Origin of the sequence: Nocardia sp. NPDC051756 (assembly GCF_040681495.1) — a bacterium.
In the GTDB taxonomy this organism is placed as follows: domain Bacteria; phylum Actinomycetota; class Actinomycetes; order Mycobacteriales; family Mycobacteriaceae; genus Nocardia.
In genome coordinates this window covers 199,111-215,269 of the sequence record NZ_JBFAYV010000001.1, presented here as the reverse complement: position 1 = coordinate 215,269, position 16,159 = coordinate 199,111, and the positions used below count along the sequence as shown (strand labels likewise).

At 65.2% G+C, this 16,159-nt stretch carries 16 protein-coding genes; 10 read left to right on the top strand and 6 right to left on the bottom strand.

Translation table 11 applies throughout. The features are described from left to right. Positions 1 to 18: 18 nt before the first annotated feature. Complete coding sequence (locus tag AB0M22_RS01075) at positions 19 to 414, bottom strand: RidA family protein (protein ID WP_364719408.1); 396 nt, start codon at positions 412 to 414, stop codon at positions 19 to 21. Between the two features lie 101 nt (positions 415 to 515). Between AB0M22_RS01075 and AB0M22_RS01070 the strand changes: the two genes are divergently transcribed. Continuing rightward, positions 516 to 923: a MarR family transcriptional regulator gene (locus AB0M22_RS01070; protein ID WP_364719406.1), complete on the top strand. Its 408-nt coding sequence runs from the start codon at positions 516 to 518 to the stop codon at positions 921 to 923. A 237-nt stretch (positions 924 to 1,160) separates the two neighbouring features. Here AB0M22_RS01070 and AB0M22_RS01065 read toward each other — a convergent pair whose 3' ends face one another. From AB0M22_RS01065 to AB0M22_RS01050, 4 genes are all read right to left on the bottom strand, one after another. Further along, positions 1,161 to 2,291, bottom strand: a complete 1,131-nt coding sequence (locus AB0M22_RS01065) for an MAB_1171c family putative transporter (protein ID WP_364719404.1) — start codon at positions 2,289 to 2,291, stop codon at positions 1,161 to 1,163. A 288-nt stretch (positions 2,292 to 2,579) separates the two neighbouring features. After that, entirely contained in the window at positions 2,580 to 2,924 is a 345-nt protein-coding gene (locus tag AB0M22_RS01060; protein ID WP_364719402.1) for an MFS transporter, read from the bottom strand. 170 nt (positions 2,925 to 3,094) lie between these two features. Next, positions 3,095 to 3,586, bottom strand: a complete 492-nt coding sequence (locus tag AB0M22_RS01055; RefSeq protein WP_364719400.1) for a MarR family transcriptional regulator — start codon at positions 3,584 to 3,586, stop codon at positions 3,095 to 3,097. Positions 3,587 to 3,687: 101 nt separating this feature from the next. Next, the gene (locus tag AB0M22_RS01050) at positions 3,688 to 4,131 is read right to left on the bottom strand and encodes a nitroreductase/quinone reductase family protein (RefSeq protein WP_364719398.1); all 444 of its coding nucleotides are present in this window, start codon (positions 4,129 to 4,131) and stop codon (positions 3,688 to 3,690) included. A 94-nt stretch (positions 4,132 to 4,225) separates the two neighbouring features. On the opposite strand from AB0M22_RS01050, the gene AB0M22_RS01045 reads away from it, so the two are divergent. The 3 genes from AB0M22_RS01045 to AB0M22_RS01035 all read left to right on the top strand — a co-directional run bounded on the left by AB0M22_RS01045 (position 4,226) and on the right by AB0M22_RS01035 (position 7,542). Beyond that, complete coding sequence (locus AB0M22_RS01045; RefSeq protein ID WP_364719396.1) at positions 4,226 to 5,188, top strand: alpha/beta fold hydrolase; 963 nt, start codon at positions 4,226 to 4,228, stop codon at positions 5,186 to 5,188. A gap of 2 nt (positions 5,189 to 5,190) precedes the next feature. Continuing rightward, positions 5,191 to 5,583, top strand: coding sequence for a DUF6188 family protein (locus AB0M22_RS01040; RefSeq protein ID WP_364721588.1), 393 nt, complete (start codon positions 5,191 to 5,193; stop codon positions 5,581 to 5,583). 189 nt (positions 5,584 to 5,772) lie between these two features. Further along, entirely contained in the window at positions 5,773 to 7,542 is a 1,770-nt protein-coding gene (locus tag AB0M22_RS01035) for an ABC transporter ATP-binding protein (protein WP_364719394.1), read from the top strand. Here the strand turns inward: AB0M22_RS01035 and AB0M22_RS01030 are convergent. After that, complete coding sequence (locus AB0M22_RS01030; protein ID WP_364719392.1) at positions 7,539 to 7,979, bottom strand: hypothetical protein; 441 nt, start codon at positions 7,977 to 7,979, stop codon at positions 7,539 to 7,541. The two genes, AB0M22_RS01035 and AB0M22_RS01030, sit on opposite strands and share 4 nt — an antisense overlap. A 584-nt stretch (positions 7,980 to 8,563) precedes the next feature. Here AB0M22_RS01030 and AB0M22_RS01025 point away from each other — a divergent pair. From AB0M22_RS01025 to AB0M22_RS01000, 6 genes are all read left to right on the top strand, one after another. Further along, positions 8,564 to 9,547, top strand: a complete 984-nt coding sequence (locus AB0M22_RS01025) for a ParB/RepB/Spo0J family partition protein (RefSeq protein ID WP_364719389.1) — start codon at positions 8,564 to 8,566, stop codon at positions 9,545 to 9,547. A 508-nt stretch (positions 9,548 to 10,055) separates the two neighbouring features. Then, positions 10,056 to 11,330 carry a SidA/IucD/PvdA family monooxygenase gene (locus AB0M22_RS01020; RefSeq protein WP_364719385.1) on the top strand — a complete coding sequence of 425 codons (1,275 nt, stop codon included), beginning with the start codon at positions 10,056 to 10,058 and terminating at the stop codon, positions 11,328 to 11,330. Continuing rightward, entirely contained in the window at positions 11,327 to 12,406 is a 1,080-nt protein-coding gene (locus AB0M22_RS01015) for an FAD-binding oxidoreductase (RefSeq protein ID WP_364719383.1), read from the top strand. Before AB0M22_RS01020 ends, AB0M22_RS01015 begins: the two co-directional genes overlap by 4 nt. Next, positions 12,403 to 14,418 (top strand): class I tRNA ligase family protein, encoded by a 2,016-nt coding sequence (locus AB0M22_RS01010; RefSeq protein WP_364719380.1) that lies wholly within the window; start codon positions 12,403 to 12,405, stop codon positions 14,416 to 14,418. Before AB0M22_RS01015 ends, AB0M22_RS01010 begins: the two co-directional genes overlap by 4 nt. After that, on the top strand, positions 14,418 to 15,905 hold the full coding sequence (locus AB0M22_RS01005) for an AMP-binding protein (RefSeq protein WP_364719378.1): 1,488 nt from the start codon (positions 14,418 to 14,420) through the stop codon (positions 15,903 to 15,905). The genes AB0M22_RS01010 and AB0M22_RS01005 overlap by 1 nt, the downstream gene beginning before the upstream one ends. Then, on the top strand, positions 15,898 to 16,158 hold the full coding sequence (locus tag AB0M22_RS01000; RefSeq protein ID WP_364719376.1) for a hypothetical protein: 261 nt from the start codon (positions 15,898 to 15,900) through the stop codon (positions 16,156 to 16,158). Before AB0M22_RS01005 ends, AB0M22_RS01000 begins: the two co-directional genes overlap by 8 nt. The last annotated feature ends 1 nt before the right edge of the window (position 16,159 follow it).

The window sequence follows — 16,159 nt, the reverse complement described above, 5'->3', positions numbered from 1 at the left end:
CGCCAACCGAATTCGGCGTCAGCGGGCGAGCGCGGTGACCTCCACTTCGATCTGCCAGTCCGGCTGCGCGAGCGAGGACACCTCGAGCAAGGTGTCGGCCGGATAGGGCTCGGCCAGGAACTCCGCGCGGAGCTGAATGACCTTGTCGAGGTTGGCCGCCATGTCGGTGACGAAGATGCCGACCTTCACCACGTCGCCCAGGTCCGCCCCGGCCGCCTCCAGAACTCGCCGGATGTTGGCGAACGCCTGCCGACCCTGGGTCAGGAAGTCGTCGGAGACCGTTCGCCCCTGCTCGTCGATGCCGGCCTGGCCGGACACGTAGAGCACGCCGTTGGCCTTGATCGCCTGCGAGATCTTGTACGGCTCGTACCAGTCGGGCGTGGTGGCGATCTTCTCGATGCGCTGTGTGCTCATCGCCGTTCCTCTCGAACATTGCATGTACATGCAATAAATGTAGGTGCATGCAGATATTGTCACTGCATGTACTCTGATGTCAACACAGGAAGGCGGCGACCATGGACGCGACCGACTGGGACCAGCTGGTGACGCTGCACGGCATGGTGACCCACCGGCTGGCCAAGGAGATGCAGCGCCGCCACAACATCGGCCTCTCGGAGTACCAGGCCCTGTGCCGGCTCGCGCAGGCCGACGACGGCGAGCTGCGCATGCAGGAGTTGGCCGAGCTCATCGGACTCAACCAGAGTTCGGTCAGCCGCCTGGTCGCCCGCCTGGAGACCAGCGGACTCTCCCGCCGCGACCTGTGCCCCATGGACCGCCGCGGCGTGTACACCGTGATCACCGACGAAGGGCGCGCTCTGCGGGAGAAGGCCGAGCCGACCTACCAAGCCGCCCTGACCGCAGCCATGAACGAAGCTGCCACGGATGTCCGGGTGCGCGAGTTCGCCGCCAAGCTCCTCACGTGAGCAAGATTCCCACCAAGCAGGCTCAGCCCTCGGCCGAGGCCTGTCCCGCCGTGCTGGTGCGGCGGAGATAGTCGCCGATCACCTCGAGTTCGGCCTCAGAGTAGGCGCTCGCAGACGTCGTCCATACGGCCATTCATGCCGGCGAACAACCCAAAAAGCGTCAAATTCCATTCGCGCACAGCCCGTAAGGTGACGGCGGGGTTTGGTGGTTGGAAATGAAATTCCGAATCGAGTGCGTCAGATGTGTGCTTCATGACCAGCCATCGCCCGCCCTTGCACACTATGCCACGCCTGCGCTAGATGGAGCAGTTGCCCGAGGTCAGTCTCGAAATCGCTACCACCGGTGGGCAACTGCGAAGCAACGGTGGAGTACGTGGGAACGGCGCCGGCCATCCTCGCTCTCACCGCGTGTGCGATTTGCTTTGCGTAATCCTCCGCGCTGCTTTTTCTTTCGATGCTTGACGCTTGCTCGACACGCATATAGGGGGCGAGATGCATCAGTGCGTCACGTATTTCGACGGTCATCCGAAAAACTCGAGTGGCCGAATCGAAAGGGGTTCTAGTGTCCGTAACCGGGTACATCACGATCTCCGGGACTGCTGCCGTGAGGTCCCGCCATAGCCGATCCAGTCTACGACATGCCCGACTTTCCCGATCCAGACCGGCCGCATGCGCCAGCGCCATCAACAACGGCAACATAGGGGGGATCGCGTTGATCACGATTCCAACTGTGAATATCAACTCTACACGCGGTAGAGGCGGGCCGAGTTGCGGCAACCCACGGGTCAGCTGAAGACCGGCGAGTAACAGATTACTCCAAAAACACATATGGCTGAGGACCATACCCACAGCGACGATCTTTTCTGACACAGTGAGATCGTCGGTGCGGTACTCGCCGACGACCATGCGAACAAAGACCCCTGTGTTGATGGCGACAGGTGTGCCGAGCGCGATCGTAAGGACGAACCCGTCCCACGTGGGGCCGATGTCGACCATTCGTCCTTCGCTGCGTGCGACTGCGCCAGCGACCAGCATCGCGACTGTCGATATCACAGCGAGGAGACTTGACCGACGCTGACGACGACGCAAAGTATCCGGATCAATATCGTTTCGTCGGGCGCAGCCGATGGTGTAGAGGCACGTAGTCATCATCACGACGCAGCCAAACCCCAGCTCGTATACCGGAAAAGAAGACCCCGGCATGGCCGCGAGCCGGAAAAGAATCAAAGCCGCCACAGTCCACACGTACACCTGGTTGATGAGCCGATCGACAACCGTGTCCCGGAAGAACAGAAAACGGCCTACTGCAAACAACGCGATACCGACGGTCACCGGCCAGGCGACGAATCCAGGAATGAACGATAACAAGGGGTACGCCTCCGGACCAACGAAACATCTTCTCGCACAAGGTACGCCGCTGCCTGCCACTGAGTGGCTGGCAGGTGGTCCAAAACTCCCTGGGCCAATCGAGCCCTACTACCAGTGTCCAGGTAGCCGGATATGCCGATCCGATTCAAGGCCCAGTCAGCCGATTGTGCTAGCGGAGGACTGGTAGCGCTTTCCCTGCACGGTGGCGAAAACTTCGGTTGAGCCTTCGATAGATTCGCCTACCGCCTTTCCCGCGCCGACGCCCTGCACCGCGCGCAGGATATTGAGCTACAAGATGGTGTTCGACAGCGTCAGTGCCAGCGATGACGCGGTGAACACCGCCATGCCGATCACGAACATCCGCTTGCGGCCGTAGCGATCGCCGACCGTGGCGAAGGTCAGCAGCACGCCGGCCAGCGGAATCGCGTAGGCGTCGATGACCCACTGGAGACCATCGATCGACTTGTTGAAGTCGGTGCAGATGTCGGCGAGCGTGGCCGAGACGACGGTGGCGTCGAGCATCAGCATGAAGATCGCCGCGCACACCATGAACAGCGCCAGACCGGCGCCGCGACGGGCGCCGTCCGCGTCGACCCGGGCCGGGCCGGGCGGCATGACAGTAGAGGTCGACATCGAATCCCTCACCTCGGTGCGTGCAGGAAAGGCACTGTCCTGCAAACGATTTCGATCGAATTGCGCATCCGGACGGGTGCGTCTTCAACGGTAACGAGGGAATCCTGCGACGGAAGGCGAAATGAAGACAACCAATTTCGTTTAGCGGACAGGTTTGGGTGCGGAAGACCTCAGCCCTCGGCCAACTCCTCGGCTGAGGCTTGTCCCGCTGTGCTGGTGCGGCGGAGGAAGTCGGCGATCACCTCGAGTTCGGACTCGGAGTAGTGCTCGCAGACGTCGTCCATGCGGCCGTTCATCCCGGCGAACAGCTCGAAGAGCGTCGAATTCCGTTCGCGGACAGCGCGTAAGGTGACCGCGCGGCGATCCGTCGATTCCGGGTCACGCTCGCGGACGACCCAGCCGCCTTTCTGGAGGCGGTCGAGGATGCCGGTCAGGGTGGCCGGGTGCAGACCGGCCTGGCGCGCCAAGGCGGTAGGGGTCATCGGGCCATACCGATTGACCAGGTCGAGGCAGGTCCAGTCGATGTCCCTGAGCTCGACCCGGCCGCCGAACCTGCGGTTGAGCAGCGACAGCTGAATGTTCAGGTCGCGCACGGCTTCCTTGACGGCAACCGTGAGCTGCCTGCGCTGCCGCGCCACCGCCCGATCTGCTCCTGGACTCACCCCGGCACTACTCTCACGTCAGGTTGTATGGATTCCATACTGTATCGCGGCGCCGGAACGTTCGACGCCACCGCAGACCGGGTCGGCGCGTGCTCGTTCGATCAGGCCGGTTCGACGCGGAATACCGCGATCCGATGCGCCGCCTCGGCGATCCCGTCCGGCGTGGCGGTGGCGGCCAATCCGGTGGTGACGAATCGGTTGCCGACGCTTGCCGGGCTCGTCGTCACCAATTCGCGCAGCAGCGGGCGACGTTCCTCCACCGACACCTCGACCAGCCGGGCGGTCGAGGACTTGCGGCCCCGGGTCAGCGTCACGGTATCCGCGTCCCGCGCGTTCGCCACCCACGCGGCCTTCGGAAACGCCTGGAAGATGTAGCGGCCGTTGCCCAGCTTGTTCACCGCGATCGGGAACGTGCGCAACTGCCCGGTCCGCCGCCCCTTCACGGTGAGCAGTTGCATCGGCCCGAAAGCGATACCTCTGCGCTGCAATCCGACGATGACCTTGTTGATCGTGTTCGTCATCCGGCGGTGGCTGTCTGCGTTCATGGCCCGCAACCCTTCTCAGAAGATGTCGTATCGAAAACTACGATTCTCATATAATATCAGAACCGTACGATATTTGATCTGGTCGGAGATTGGCATGCAACAGGATTCGAGACGGACGAAGGTACGGTTCGCCAGCGGCGGCACCGACTGCGTGGCGTGGCACTATCCCGGCGACAACGGCGCCTGCGTGGTCATGTCGGCCGGCGGAGCAGTGACGAAAGAGCCCGGCACAGACCGATTCGCCCACCGCTTCCAGGCAGCCGGGTTCACCGTGCTCGCCTTCGACTACCGCCATCTCGGGGAGAGCGGCGGAACCCCGCGCCAGATCGTCCGGATGAACGAGCAGCTCGCCGACCTGGAAGCCGCGATCACGTTCGCCGCCACACTCCCCCACGTGGACCCGCACCGAATCGCCCTCTGGGGCTTCTCCCTGTCCGGCGGACACGTACTACGGGCCGCCGCCCGCAATCCCCGCCTCGGCGCGGTCATCGCACAAACGCCACTCACCGACGGACTGGTCGCGGCCGCGCTCGCCGGGCGCCACCAACGACCGCTCGCCACACTACGTTTCGCGCTCCGCGGCCTCATCGATGGTCTCGGCAGCCTGATCAACCGACAACCACTCCTGGTCCCCCTCGCCGGCCCACCCGGCACCGTAGCCATGCTCGCCACACCGGACAGCCGCGACGGCGACCGAGCCCTCAACCCGGCCAACACCTATCCGCAATGGCAGCAAGAAGTCGCCGCCCGCACCGGCCTACGAATCGCCCTATACCGCCCCGGCCGCCACACCACCCACATCACCAGCCCCCTGCTCGTCCTAGTCGGCAACCAGGATCAGACGGCCCCACCTGGCCCGTCGGTACAAGCCGCGCAACGAGCGCTCCAAGGCAAAGTGGTTCGGGTGCCAGGCGGCCACTACGCCCCATTCCTAGACGCACACGAGCAAGCCATCGAAGCCGAACTATCCTTCCTCCGTGTGCATTTGCTCGACTCCGCAGGAGTGCCGACTACTCACGATCTCGATGGAAGGCACCCAATACCTCCAGGCAGGTGAGCATGGAACTGCAATTACCTCTGATCGGCCAGCGGATATCGGAGGTGGATGCGGGATTCACCGCAACAATACGATCGGGTTCGCCGACAGAGTTCGAACTACAGATCGAAGGCGATCTCACGTTGAGCACACCCGCCGGGAACCTCTTCCACGCCGCCTCTGGCAGCTACTCCGACCTGGCCCTCGAACTCGAAGCGATCATCGGTTCGACAGTGACCAGGGCAGACGCCAGCGAAGCCGACGGGTTGAGCCTCGAATTCGACTCGGGCCTCACGATTCACGTCCCCGTCCACAACAAATATGAATCCTGGGGAATCGTTGGTCTAGACGGCTACCGAGTCATCTGCCTACCTGGCGGAGAGTTCGCCATTTGGTCAGCGCGCAACGACAGCTAACGCACCGGCTCTTCCACACAACTACCGGGTTCGATCACTGAGACTCCGTTACGCCAGAACGCGCAGTCGGTACCGCGGCCGAACTCAGCCCCTGCCGATGCCGCCGGCCGGTACGTGCCTCACCAAAACCGAGGCGACTGCTCGCGGAGCCGGCGTTATCGTGGTCGCACAGCGACGAACGGGGTGGATATGTCGACTGACGACGTCAGCGCTCAGCAGGGGGATTCGTGGGGGCACAGGGTTGGCGCATTGCTTACATTGGTTGCGCCGCAGCGGTATTCGCTGGTGGGGGCGACCGCGCTGTTGCTTGTGGGTACTGGATTGTCGTTGGTGCAGCCGCTTGTGGCTGGGCGGGTTGTTCGGGATGCGGGGGCGGGGGTGACTATTGCGTGGCCGGTTGCGGCGTTGGTGGGGGCTTATCTGCTGCACGCGGTTACCGATACCGGGGGGCTCTATATCCTCGAGCGGTCCAGTGAGTCCGTGCTGTTGGCGGTGCGGAATCGGTTGGCGGGGCATCTGTTGCGGTTGCGAATTCCTACGCTCGAGGCGCTCAGGGTTGGGGATCTGATTTCGCGGGTGACGCTTGATTCGACGGTGGTTCGTAATGCGGTCGGGTCCAGTTTGGTGCAGATTTTGACCGGGACGATCACCCTTGTGGGCACCGTCGCGGTGATGATCTATCTGGATTGGGTGTTGTTCTCGATCGTCTTTCTCACCGTCGCGGCCGCGGCGGGGGCGATGTTGCTGGTGATGATGCGAATCGAGCAGGCCTCGACTCGATTGCAGGACAGCGTCGGTGCGCTGTCGGCGGACATCGAACGCGCGCTCACCGCGGTGCGCACGGTCAAGGTGAACAATGCCGAGGATCGTGAGCACGAGCACTTGACCGAGTTGGCCGGCGCGGCATTCTCGGCCGGTGTGCACGCGGCCAGGTTGAAGGCCATGGGAAACCCGGCTCTGCACCTGGCGGTGACCGGCTCGTTCGTGGTCTCCCTGCTGGTCGGCGGTGTCCGGGTGGCACACCATCAGATGGATCTGAGCAGTCTGGTGACGATGATGCTGCTCGCGATGAATCTGCTGATGCCGGTCGGCGATCTGTTCAACGGTTCGGTCGGATTACAGCAAGCCCTGGGCGCGCTCAGCCGGATACAGTCGACCCTCGCGCTGCCTACCGAGGACGTCGACGACCGCAAAGCCACCAGGTCGGCGACAATCGACCACACCACGGAAAACGGACACGCTGCGCTCGAGTTCCGAGACGTGCACTTCTCCTATGACGAGCGAACAATTCTCAACGGCGTGAACTTCTCCGTTCCACAGAACGGGCACATCGCGCTGGTCGGACAGTCGGGCGCCGGAAAATCCACGATCTTCTCCCTGGTCAGCAGGTTCTACAACCCGGATGGCGGCGACATTCGGTTGCGCGGCCAGTCCTACGCCGATCGCACTCGCCGGGCGTGGCGCTCGGAAATTAGCCTGCTGGAACAGAACGCGCCACTGCTGTTCGGCAACCTTCGAGACAACCTCACCTACCGGCAACCGGAGCTGGGCGACGACGACCTACAGCGCGCGATCGAGCTGGCCGGTCTGGCCGACCTGGTCACCCGACTGCCGCGCGGCCTCGACACCCCGGTCGGCGAGCAGGGCATCCTGCTCTCGGGCGGCGAACGCCAACGAGTTGCCTTGGCGCGGGCCTTGATCCGTCGTCCGGTGCTGATGATGCTCGACGAGCCGACGGCCATGCTGGACGCCGAAACCGAGCAGGCGTTGCACGTGACCATCCAGACCGTGCGCAAAGAATGCGCCCTGCTGGTCATCGCCCACCGCCTGTCGACGATCCGCGAAGCGGAGACCGTCATATTCCTGAAGGACGGGCGGATCGTCGACAGTGGTCCGCACGAGGAGCTGGTCGCGCGGAACGCGGACTATCAACAGCTGGTCGGCGCAAAGGCTGGTTAAGGCAGTACGACGCAGGCAGGGCCGACGTTGATGCCGGTGCCGATCGTCAGCGGTGCGTCGATGGAATAGCCTTCGCCCTTTTCGTCCGATACTCGCTCGACTACCACGACGCGGTGCTGCCCCTTCTTTGCCGGAGTCCAGGTGGTGCGCGCCGCCCCGGACGCATCGGCGACCACGAACGCCGGCCCGAACGGGGTGTGCGACAGGTCGTTGTCGACCTCGTCGAGGAACACCACCTCCTTGCCCGGATCCGTTTGCACGATGACCCGATACGCGCAGCCGGTGCCGCGGGCGGACTCCGAGCTGCCGAAACCCTGGCCGCGCTCGATGCGGATGCTGGTCACGGTTGCCCCCGCCTGGGGTGCGGCGAGTGCGATCGCCGTGGCGATCGCACTGAGCGTGGCCACGGTGGCGGCGATCCTGTTCGAACTACGCACGATGAATTCCCTTTTCTAGCAACAGATTCCCCTGAGATAACGGAACGCAGCGAACTGTTGCACAGGCCGAGTTCACCCTTCAATGACCCACACGAGATCTCTACAAATACGACACCGCATGTCCACTGCCGACCCGCTTTTCACCCGCGCGCGGTATGGGGTACCCGCCACGCAGGTCAAGGCCCGGACCAGAGATACGACCGTCGAGCCGTCAAGCCGTGAGCCATGCGAACGGACTCGATCGGCGAAGGCGGTATACCGTCGCGGAAACCCGTCGCAGATGCGCCACTCCATACCGCGCAAGTGATTCCATGCGGTAGCTTTTCAAAATCGAGGCAGACGTGCTGATACGCCGCCATCGAAGGGGCCGCCAACCATCCGCGTCACGGCGCGATACCCCCCGATCGGGGGGAGCCGGGCCGGCGGTGTCGCTGGTTACGCTGAGGTGGGACGCGATCCCGGATTGCCTGCGCCGTTGCCGCCAGTGCACTTGGCTGCGCGGCGTATCGAAGCATACGGACCCGGGAGGGGAATCCATGACCAGTGGGGGTAATACCGGTTCGTCCCGGGCCGGGACCCTATCCGTGCCGAATTTCGCTGGCGCACAGACACACTGCTCAGAGATCGTCGAACTGCCGATCAGCGAGCTGCGACCGGCGGATTCGCCGCCCCGCGCGGCCGCCGAGAACACGGCGCACACGCGGCTGCTCGCCGAATCGGCGACCGCACCCGCGCCGATCGTGGTCCGCCGCGCGACCATGCAGGTGGTCGACGGCTGGCATCGACTGTGCGCGGCTCGGCTGCGCGGCGAAAAGACCATCGCGGCAGTGTTTTTCGACGGTGGGCCCGAGGAAGCGTTCGTGCTGGCGGTGAAACTGAATACCGCGCACGGCCTGCCGCTGTCGCTGGCCGAGCGCAAGGCCGCCGCGCTGCGCATTCTGCTGTCGTATCCGGACTGGTCGGATCGCGCGATCGCCGCCATCGCCGGGGTCTCGCCCAAGACGGTCTCGGCGATCCGCAGGCGGTCGCCTGTGGAAGTTCCACAGGCGACCGGTCGGATCGCGCGCAACGGTGTGCGGCATCGGTTCGGACCGCAGGGCCGGCAACGCGCCGCCGAGCTGTTCACCGCCGATCCCACCGCGTCTACCCGGAAAGTTGCTGTGGCAGCGGGTATTTCGGTCACTACGGCGAAGGATGTGCGCAAACGACTACTCAGCGGCAAGAATCCGGTGCCGCTGCGCCGCTCCGCGCGTCGTCCGACTTCTCCGCCGGAGACCGCCGATCGGCCCGATGCGACGCCGATCCTGCTCGCGCAGCGGATGATCACCGCGGAGATGTTGCATCAACTGCGCAAGGATCCGTCGCTGCGCTTCTCCGAGACCGGTCGAAAACTGCTGCGATGGTTGGAGTTTCCATTCGATGCCGACGTGGAGTGGGACGACGTCATCGGCAATGTCCCGAGTCACTGCGCCCCGCGTATAGCCGAACTCGCTCGACGACGTTCGCAGGATCTGCACCGGTTGGCACAGCTGCTCGATCCGCCTACCCGCGGAGCCTTCTCCGCGTAAGCGCCCTCGTGGCCCGTCAGGGCGAATCACACTCACTGCTGACTACACTGCAGTGCAATAGCTTTCGCTGCGCGAACACAGCGTGGCGACAGTACCGACGCCATGGCCGGAGAAGCGACCGGCTGCCACTCGCCGCTCGTCTACAAGGTTACGCCTTCGGTGTCGCATCCCAAAGACCTACCGCGCCAACCGCTTCCCACGGGATATGTCCGAGATCGTCAGCGCCGCACAACACCTCGACAAAAACTTTCACCGTTCTTGTGCGCACCTCCCCCACCCGCTACCGTTGATTTCGAGGATATTACCGCGGGTTCCGAAGTGGTAAACAGGGCTCCGGCCGATCGACGGGGGTTCTATTCATTGCAGTCACATCTGCCCGGGCGGGCGAGTATTGCGGATCAGCAACCGATGATTATTTCGGTATTCACCCCGAGGGCGGCGGCCGCGAGGGGCAGGAGGCGTAATGAGCCAGGGATCGCTCACCGACAATTCTGAACATTACCGATGCGTGGGCATCGGTATCGGACCAGCAAATCTGAGCCTGGCGTCGCTGCTGTATGAGCAGCCGGACGTCTCGAACCGGTTCTTCGAAAAGCGGCGCGACTTTCGTTGGCACGACGGCCAGCTCCTGCCCAACACCTCGCTCCAGGTCTCGATGCTCAAAGACCTGGTCAGCCTGTCCGACCCGACGAACCGCTTCACCTTCCTGTCCTATCTGCATGCCAAGGGCCGGATCTACCACTACCTGAACGCACAGTTCGACGCGGTGCCGCGCAGCGAGTTCCGGAACTATCTCGAATGGGTCAGTTCCATGAACGAGAACCTCGTTTTCGGTGAACAGGTGCGTTCGATCGAATTCGACGGAGTATTCCGGTTACGCACCGGCAACCACACCGTGACGGCGGACAACGTCGTGATCGGCGTCGGCCGGAAGGCTTATGTTCCGCCGGTCGCGGAAAACCTGCTCGGGCCCACGCAATTCCACATCAGCGAATTCGCAGACAAGGCAGGCGGACTCGCCGGGAAACGGGTCTGGGTGATCGGTGGCGGCCAGTCCGGAGCGGAGGCCTTTCTCGAGCTGATCTCCCGTCCGCGCAGTGAGCTGCCGCGCCGGGTCGGCTGGATATCCCGGCGGCGCAACTACTTTCCGTTGGACGACTCGCCGTTCACGAACGACTACTACATGCCGGGCTACTCGGAGTACTTCTCCGGCCTACCCGGCGCCGCGCGGGAAGCGCTCAATTTCGCCCACGTGCTGACCAGCGACGGCATCTCCGAGGCCACCCTGCGCGAGATCTATCAGCGCATCTATCTGCACCACTTCGTCGACGGCGCAACCGATCTGGTCGCCCTGTATCCGAACCGCGAGGTGCTGCGGGTGACCGGCGATCCCGGCTCGGGCTGGGACATCACCTTCACGCACAACGACCAGCCCGGCGTGGACGAGCACGCCGAGGCGGATGTGATCGTCTGGGCGACCGGCTTCCGCGCCGACGACATGGAGTTCCTGTCCCCGGTCGCGGACCGCCTGGAGCGCGATCACGACGAATACAAAATCGACTCGGATTTCGCCGTCTGCTGGGACGGCCCGGCCGATCGAAACATCTTCTTACAGAACGGCGCTCGTCGGCAGCGTGGCTTGGCCGATACCAATCTGAGCCTGCTCGCCTGGCGTAGCAAACGGATAGCCGATCGCCTGCGCGGCATCCGCTCCGACGATCCGCACGATTCCTTCCTCGAATGGTCGGCCAAGGCGCCCGACGACCGGAGCGTAGAGCGATGACGAGCCGGACCGTCGCCGTGGTCGGCGGCGGAATCATCGGCTGTCTGATTGCGCGCGAGGTGGTTTCGCGCTCTCCCGATACCCCCGTCGTGGTGTTCGACCGGGAGGGCATCGGCACCGGGGCGAGCAGACGTTCCGCGGGACTGCACTTTCCGCGCGGAGCCTCCGACCGGGTACGGCGGATGACCGCGTACAGCCACGACTACTACCTGGACCTCGTGGCGAAACATCCTGCGCTGCCTATTCATCCACTCGAAATGACCGTGGTGGCGACGCACTCCGCGGCGAGTCTCGGCGAGGTCTATCTCGACCGGGCGGCGCTGACCCCGACGACCGCGGTGCCCGGCGGTCTGGTCCGGGTGCCGCGCGAGGCAGGCATCTGGCGCGGCCAGGGCTGTCACTACGCCGACGTGGCCGCGGTGGCGCAGGCGATCGCCCACGACCTGCGCCGGCGCGTCACCTTCCGGGAAGGCCTGCGCGTCAACGCCATCGAAGCCGCGGAGTCCGAGGTGCTGCTCCGGCTCGGCAACGGCGAGACGGTCCCGGCCGCACGCGTGATCCTCGCTCCTGGACCGTGGCTGGCCGACCGCGCCTGGCGCGACCTGGTCGCCCCGCTGAATTCGCGGGTCAAGAAGGTGGTCGCGCTCCACATCGAACAGGAGCCGGGCCCCGACGACGGCGTCATCGTGTTCCAGGACGAGGACGCCTTCCTGCTGCCGGTGCGGCACCGCGGGCACTGGCTGTTCAGCTACACCCACGACGAGTGGGACGTCGACCCCGACACCGTGTCCGATGGGCTCGACGACAGCGTCTTCGCGGCGGCATTGCCGCTGCTGCAACAGTATTCACCCGCGCTGGCCGCGCACGCCGTGGGCGGGCGGGTGTTCTGCGACGCCTACAGCGTCGATCGGCAGCCGCAGGTGCGGACGCTCGACCCGGCCGGGCGGGTGATCTTCGCGGGCGCCGCGAACGGTTCGGGTTACCGGCTGGCCCCGGCGATCGCGGCCGAGGCCGTCGGCCTGCTGCACCTGGACGGGCAGCCTAGTCAGCCACCGAAGGAGATGAGTCCCGCGTGATCATCAATCGTTTCGATACTGCCGAACTGCACGCCGCGTTCGGCATCGACATGAGCTCGATCGACGGATTCGGTTTCGGCGCCGGCTGGGCGCGGGTGGCGCCGGGCAGACAATCCGATCCACACCAGCACGACGAGACCGAGCTGTTCCTGGTCGTCAGCGGCCACGGCGACGTCGTCGTGGACGGCGCGCGGCATCCGGTCTCCCCCGGCATGGCCGTGCTGTTCGATCCGTTCGAGACCCATGTCGTGGAGAACACCGGGTCGACCGAGCTGGTGTTCTTCGACCTGTACTGGCGCGATCCGAGCCGGGCGGCCCGGGCGGCCACCGGACGCAGCGACCGGCGGCGGTTCGGCGAGCGGCCGATCTTCGTGTTCTCCACGCCGCCGACGCCGAACGGCGACCTGCATCTCGGGCACCTGTCCGGCCCGTATCTGGGTGCCGATGTGTTCGTCCGGTTCCAGCGGATGAACGGCGCCCAGGCCTGGCACCTCACCGGCAGCGACGACTACCAGAGTTACGTGGTCGACCGGGCGCGGCGCGAGGGCCGGGAACCTGCGGCGACGGCGGCGCACTACAGCGCCGAGATCGCCGAAACGTTGCGGCTGATGGACATCGAGCCCGATCAGTACACGGTGACCGACGCCGATCCTGCCTACCGCGCAGGCTTACAGGAGTACTTCTCCCGCCTCGTCGGGTCGGGATCCGTTGCGCCCCAATCGGGTCCGGCGCTGTTCGACGGCAAAACCGGCGATTACCTGTACGAGGTAGACGTGTCGGGCGGTTGCCCCGGGTGCGGCGCGACGACCGGCGGCAATATCTGCGAGGGCTGCGGCGAGCCCAATTCCTGTGTCGACCTGACCGATCCGCGATCGAAGCGGTCGGCGGCGGCCCCGCGGATCGATTCGATCACCCGATTCACCCTGCCGTTGCACGAGTTCGCGACCGAACTGGCCGCGCACCACCGCCTTGGCCGCGTTCCGGCCCGGCTGCGCGAGCTGGCCGCGCGCGTGTTCGCCCGCCCTCGGCTCGACGTGGCGATCACCCATCCGGCGACGTGGGGTGTGCCGCCCACCGAAACCGATGCGGACGGGCAGGTGATCTGGGTCTGGCCGGAGATGTCTTACGGTTTCCTGCACGGCATTTCGGCGCTGGGGCGTCGCCTCGGCCGGGACTGGCGCACGGATCAGCCCGAACAGGACTGGAAGATTGTGCATTTCTTCGGCTACGACAACAGCTTCTACCACTCGATCCTGTATCCGGTGCTCTACCGGCTGGCCTTCCCCGGCTGGCACCCGGACATCGACTACCACGTCAACGAGTTCTATCTGCTGAACGGCGGCAAGTTCTCCACCAGTCGGCGAAATGCCGTCTGGGGCAAGGAAATCCTCACGCCGGACAGCGTGGACGGCGTGCGGTACTTCCTGTCCCGCACGCGGCCGGAGTCGCGGTGTACCAACTTCACCCGGGAGGACTATGCGGCCACCGTGCGCGAGGAATTGATCGGCACCTGGCAGCAATGGCTCAACGATCTGGGCCATCGCGTCCAGACTCGATACGGCGGCCAGGCGCCGGACGCCGGCGTCTGGACGCCGGAGCACACGGCATTTTTCGGCCGCCTCGGCGCCCGGCTGTCCGCCGTGACCGCCGCGCTCGGTCCGGATGCGTTCTCGATCGAGCTCGCGACCGCCGAAATGCACGGAATCGTCACCGAAACAGTCGGATTCGCCGAACGGGAAAGCGCGGTGGCGACGGTCGAGGGCTGGCACGACGAGGCCCGCACCGCGGTCGCGCTGGAACTGGCCGCGGCGCGGTTGCTCGCCCACTGCGTCACACCCGTGCTGCCCCGGTTTGCCGGGCGGCTCGGCGCGGCGCTCGGCGGGCCGCGCCCGGTCGAATGGCCGAACATCGTGCACCTGGTGCCCGCCGGAACCCGAATCGACCTGGTGCGGGAGTTCTTCGCCGAGCCATCGGTCGTGGCGGCCGAGCCGGTCGGAGTGGGGAGCGCCTGATGGATTCGGTGATCAACCAGATCGTCACGACGCCGCCGCCGGCCGGCTATCACGCGACCTTCGCGCGGCTGGGCACGACGGAAACCATCGAGCTGCGTGAATTGTCCGCGCGGGCCGAATGTTTGGCGGTTCGGCTGCGCGAATTGGGCGTGGCGCCCGGGGATCGCATCGGGATCCTCGCCGCGAACTGCCTGGAGTGGGTGCTGCTGGATCTCGCCGCGCTGCGGTGCAAGGCGGTGACGGCCGGGCTGGAACCCGGCAAGTTCGAGCCGGACGAGGCGCTGCTCGCGCGCTACGACTTGAAGGTGCTGTTCACCGATCAGCCGTCCACTGCCGCCGGTGTCCGGCCGATCAGCGAGGTGCGCGCCCTCGCCGGACAACCCGCTGCCCCGCTGCACGTGGTCCGGTACGACAGCGACGAGGCGACGACACTCAAGTTCACCTCGGGCAGCACCGGTGTGCCGAAGGGGCTCGCGGCCAGCGTGGGCAGCATCGACAGCTCGCTGCGCGCCGTCCAGGAAATGTTCGGGCACGGCCCCGGCGATCACCTGTTCGTCTTCCTGCCGCTGGCGCTGTTGCAGCAGCGGTATTGGATCTATTCGGCGCTGTGCTTCGGCCACGACGTGACGGTCAGCACCTACGAGGCGGCGTTCACCGCGATGCGGCAGGTGCGGCCCACCGTGGTGATGGGGGTACCTGGCTTCTACGAAACGGTGAAGCGGCATCTGGAGTCCCAGGCCGATCCGCAGGTCGCAGCCAAGGAACTGTTCGGCGACCGAATTCGCTACCTGTGGACCGGTTCCGCGCCGGCCGGCGCGGAGATGCTGCGCTTCTTCACCCGCCTCGACGTGCCCATCTACGAGGGCTACGGGATGAACGAGACGTGCATCGTCGCCAAGAACCATCCGGGTGCCAGCAAGGAGGGCAGCGTCGGGCGCGTCGTGCCCGGCAAGGAGGTGCTGTTCGACGCCGACGGCGTCATCAGCGTCCGCAGCGACTATCCGGTGGCGCGGCGGTACGAATACGGTGCGACCGGGCCTTCGATGGGGGTGTTCGCCGCGGATGGCACGGTCCGGACCGGCGATATCGGCTACCTCGACGACGACGGCTTCCTCTACATCCGTGGCCGCGCCGACGACGTGATCGTGCTGGCGAACGGGAAGAAGATCATCGTCCGGCCGATCGAGGAGCGCATGGCGGCGAGCCCGGCGATCGAGCACTGCGTGGTGTTCTGCCCGGCCCAGACTCAACTCGTCGCCGTCGTCTCCCCCGCAACCGAACCCGCCGACGAGGCGGCCATCGAAGCGCACCTCGCGCGCACCAACGCGGAACTGGAGCGCGACGAGCGCATCGGCCGGATGGTGATCGCCCGGCCGCGGTTCAGCATCGACAACGGGCTGCTCAGCGCGCAGTACAAACCGAAGCGGCGGCAGATCCTCGAACAGTATCGACGGGAAATCGGTGAGAAAGGAAGAACCCATGCCTGAGGTGGAAAAGGCTGTGCACGACAACTTCCGGAAGGTGATCGCGGCGAACAACGCGCAGGGCGAGCTCGATCCGGATCTCGACATGGTCGACGACTACGGGCTCACCTCACTGAACAAGGTCCTGTTCCTCACTGCGGTCTGCGATGACACGGGAATCTCGCTGGCGAACTTCACCGAGGAGAACGTGGCCGCCATGCGCACCCTGCGCGACGTGACCGCCGAGCTGTCCCGGCATGCGGAAAGTGCGGTCTGAG

Bases quoted from the DNA above. Each gene is read 5' to 3' on its own strand.
- AB0M22_RS01005 (WP_364719378.1), top strand. From the start codon at position 14,418: ATGGATTCGGTGATCAACCAGATCGTCACGACGCCGCCGCCGGCCGGC.
- AB0M22_RS01050 (WP_364719398.1), bottom strand. From the start codon at position 4,131: ATGAACGCAGACAGCCACCGCCGGATGACGAACACGATCAACAAGGTC.
- AB0M22_RS01060 (WP_364719402.1), bottom strand. From the start codon at position 2,924: ATGTCGACCTCTACTGTCATGCCGCCCGGCCCGGCCCGGGTCGACGCG.
- AB0M22_RS01000 (WP_364719376.1), top strand. From the start codon at position 15,898: ATGCCTGAGGTGGAAAAGGCTGTGCACGACAACTTCCGGAAGGTGATC.
- AB0M22_RS01015 (WP_364719383.1), top strand. From the start codon at position 11,327: ATGACGAGCCGGACCGTCGCCGTGGTCGGCGGCGGAATCATCGGCTGT.
- AB0M22_RS01075 (WP_364719408.1), bottom strand. From the start codon at position 414: ATGAGCACACAGCGCATCGAGAAGATCGCCACCACGCCCGACTGGTAC.
- AB0M22_RS01070 (WP_364719406.1), top strand. From the start codon at position 516: ATGGACGCGACCGACTGGGACCAGCTGGTGACGCTGCACGGCATGGTG.
- AB0M22_RS01045 (WP_364719396.1), top strand. From the start codon at position 4,226: ATGCAACAGGATTCGAGACGGACGAAGGTACGGTTCGCCAGCGGCGGC.
- AB0M22_RS01040 (WP_364721588.1), top strand. From the start codon at position 5,191: ATGGAACTGCAATTACCTCTGATCGGCCAGCGGATATCGGAGGTGGAT.
- AB0M22_RS01035 (WP_364719394.1), top strand. From the start codon at position 5,773: ATGTCGACTGACGACGTCAGCGCTCAGCAGGGGGATTCGTGGGGGCAC.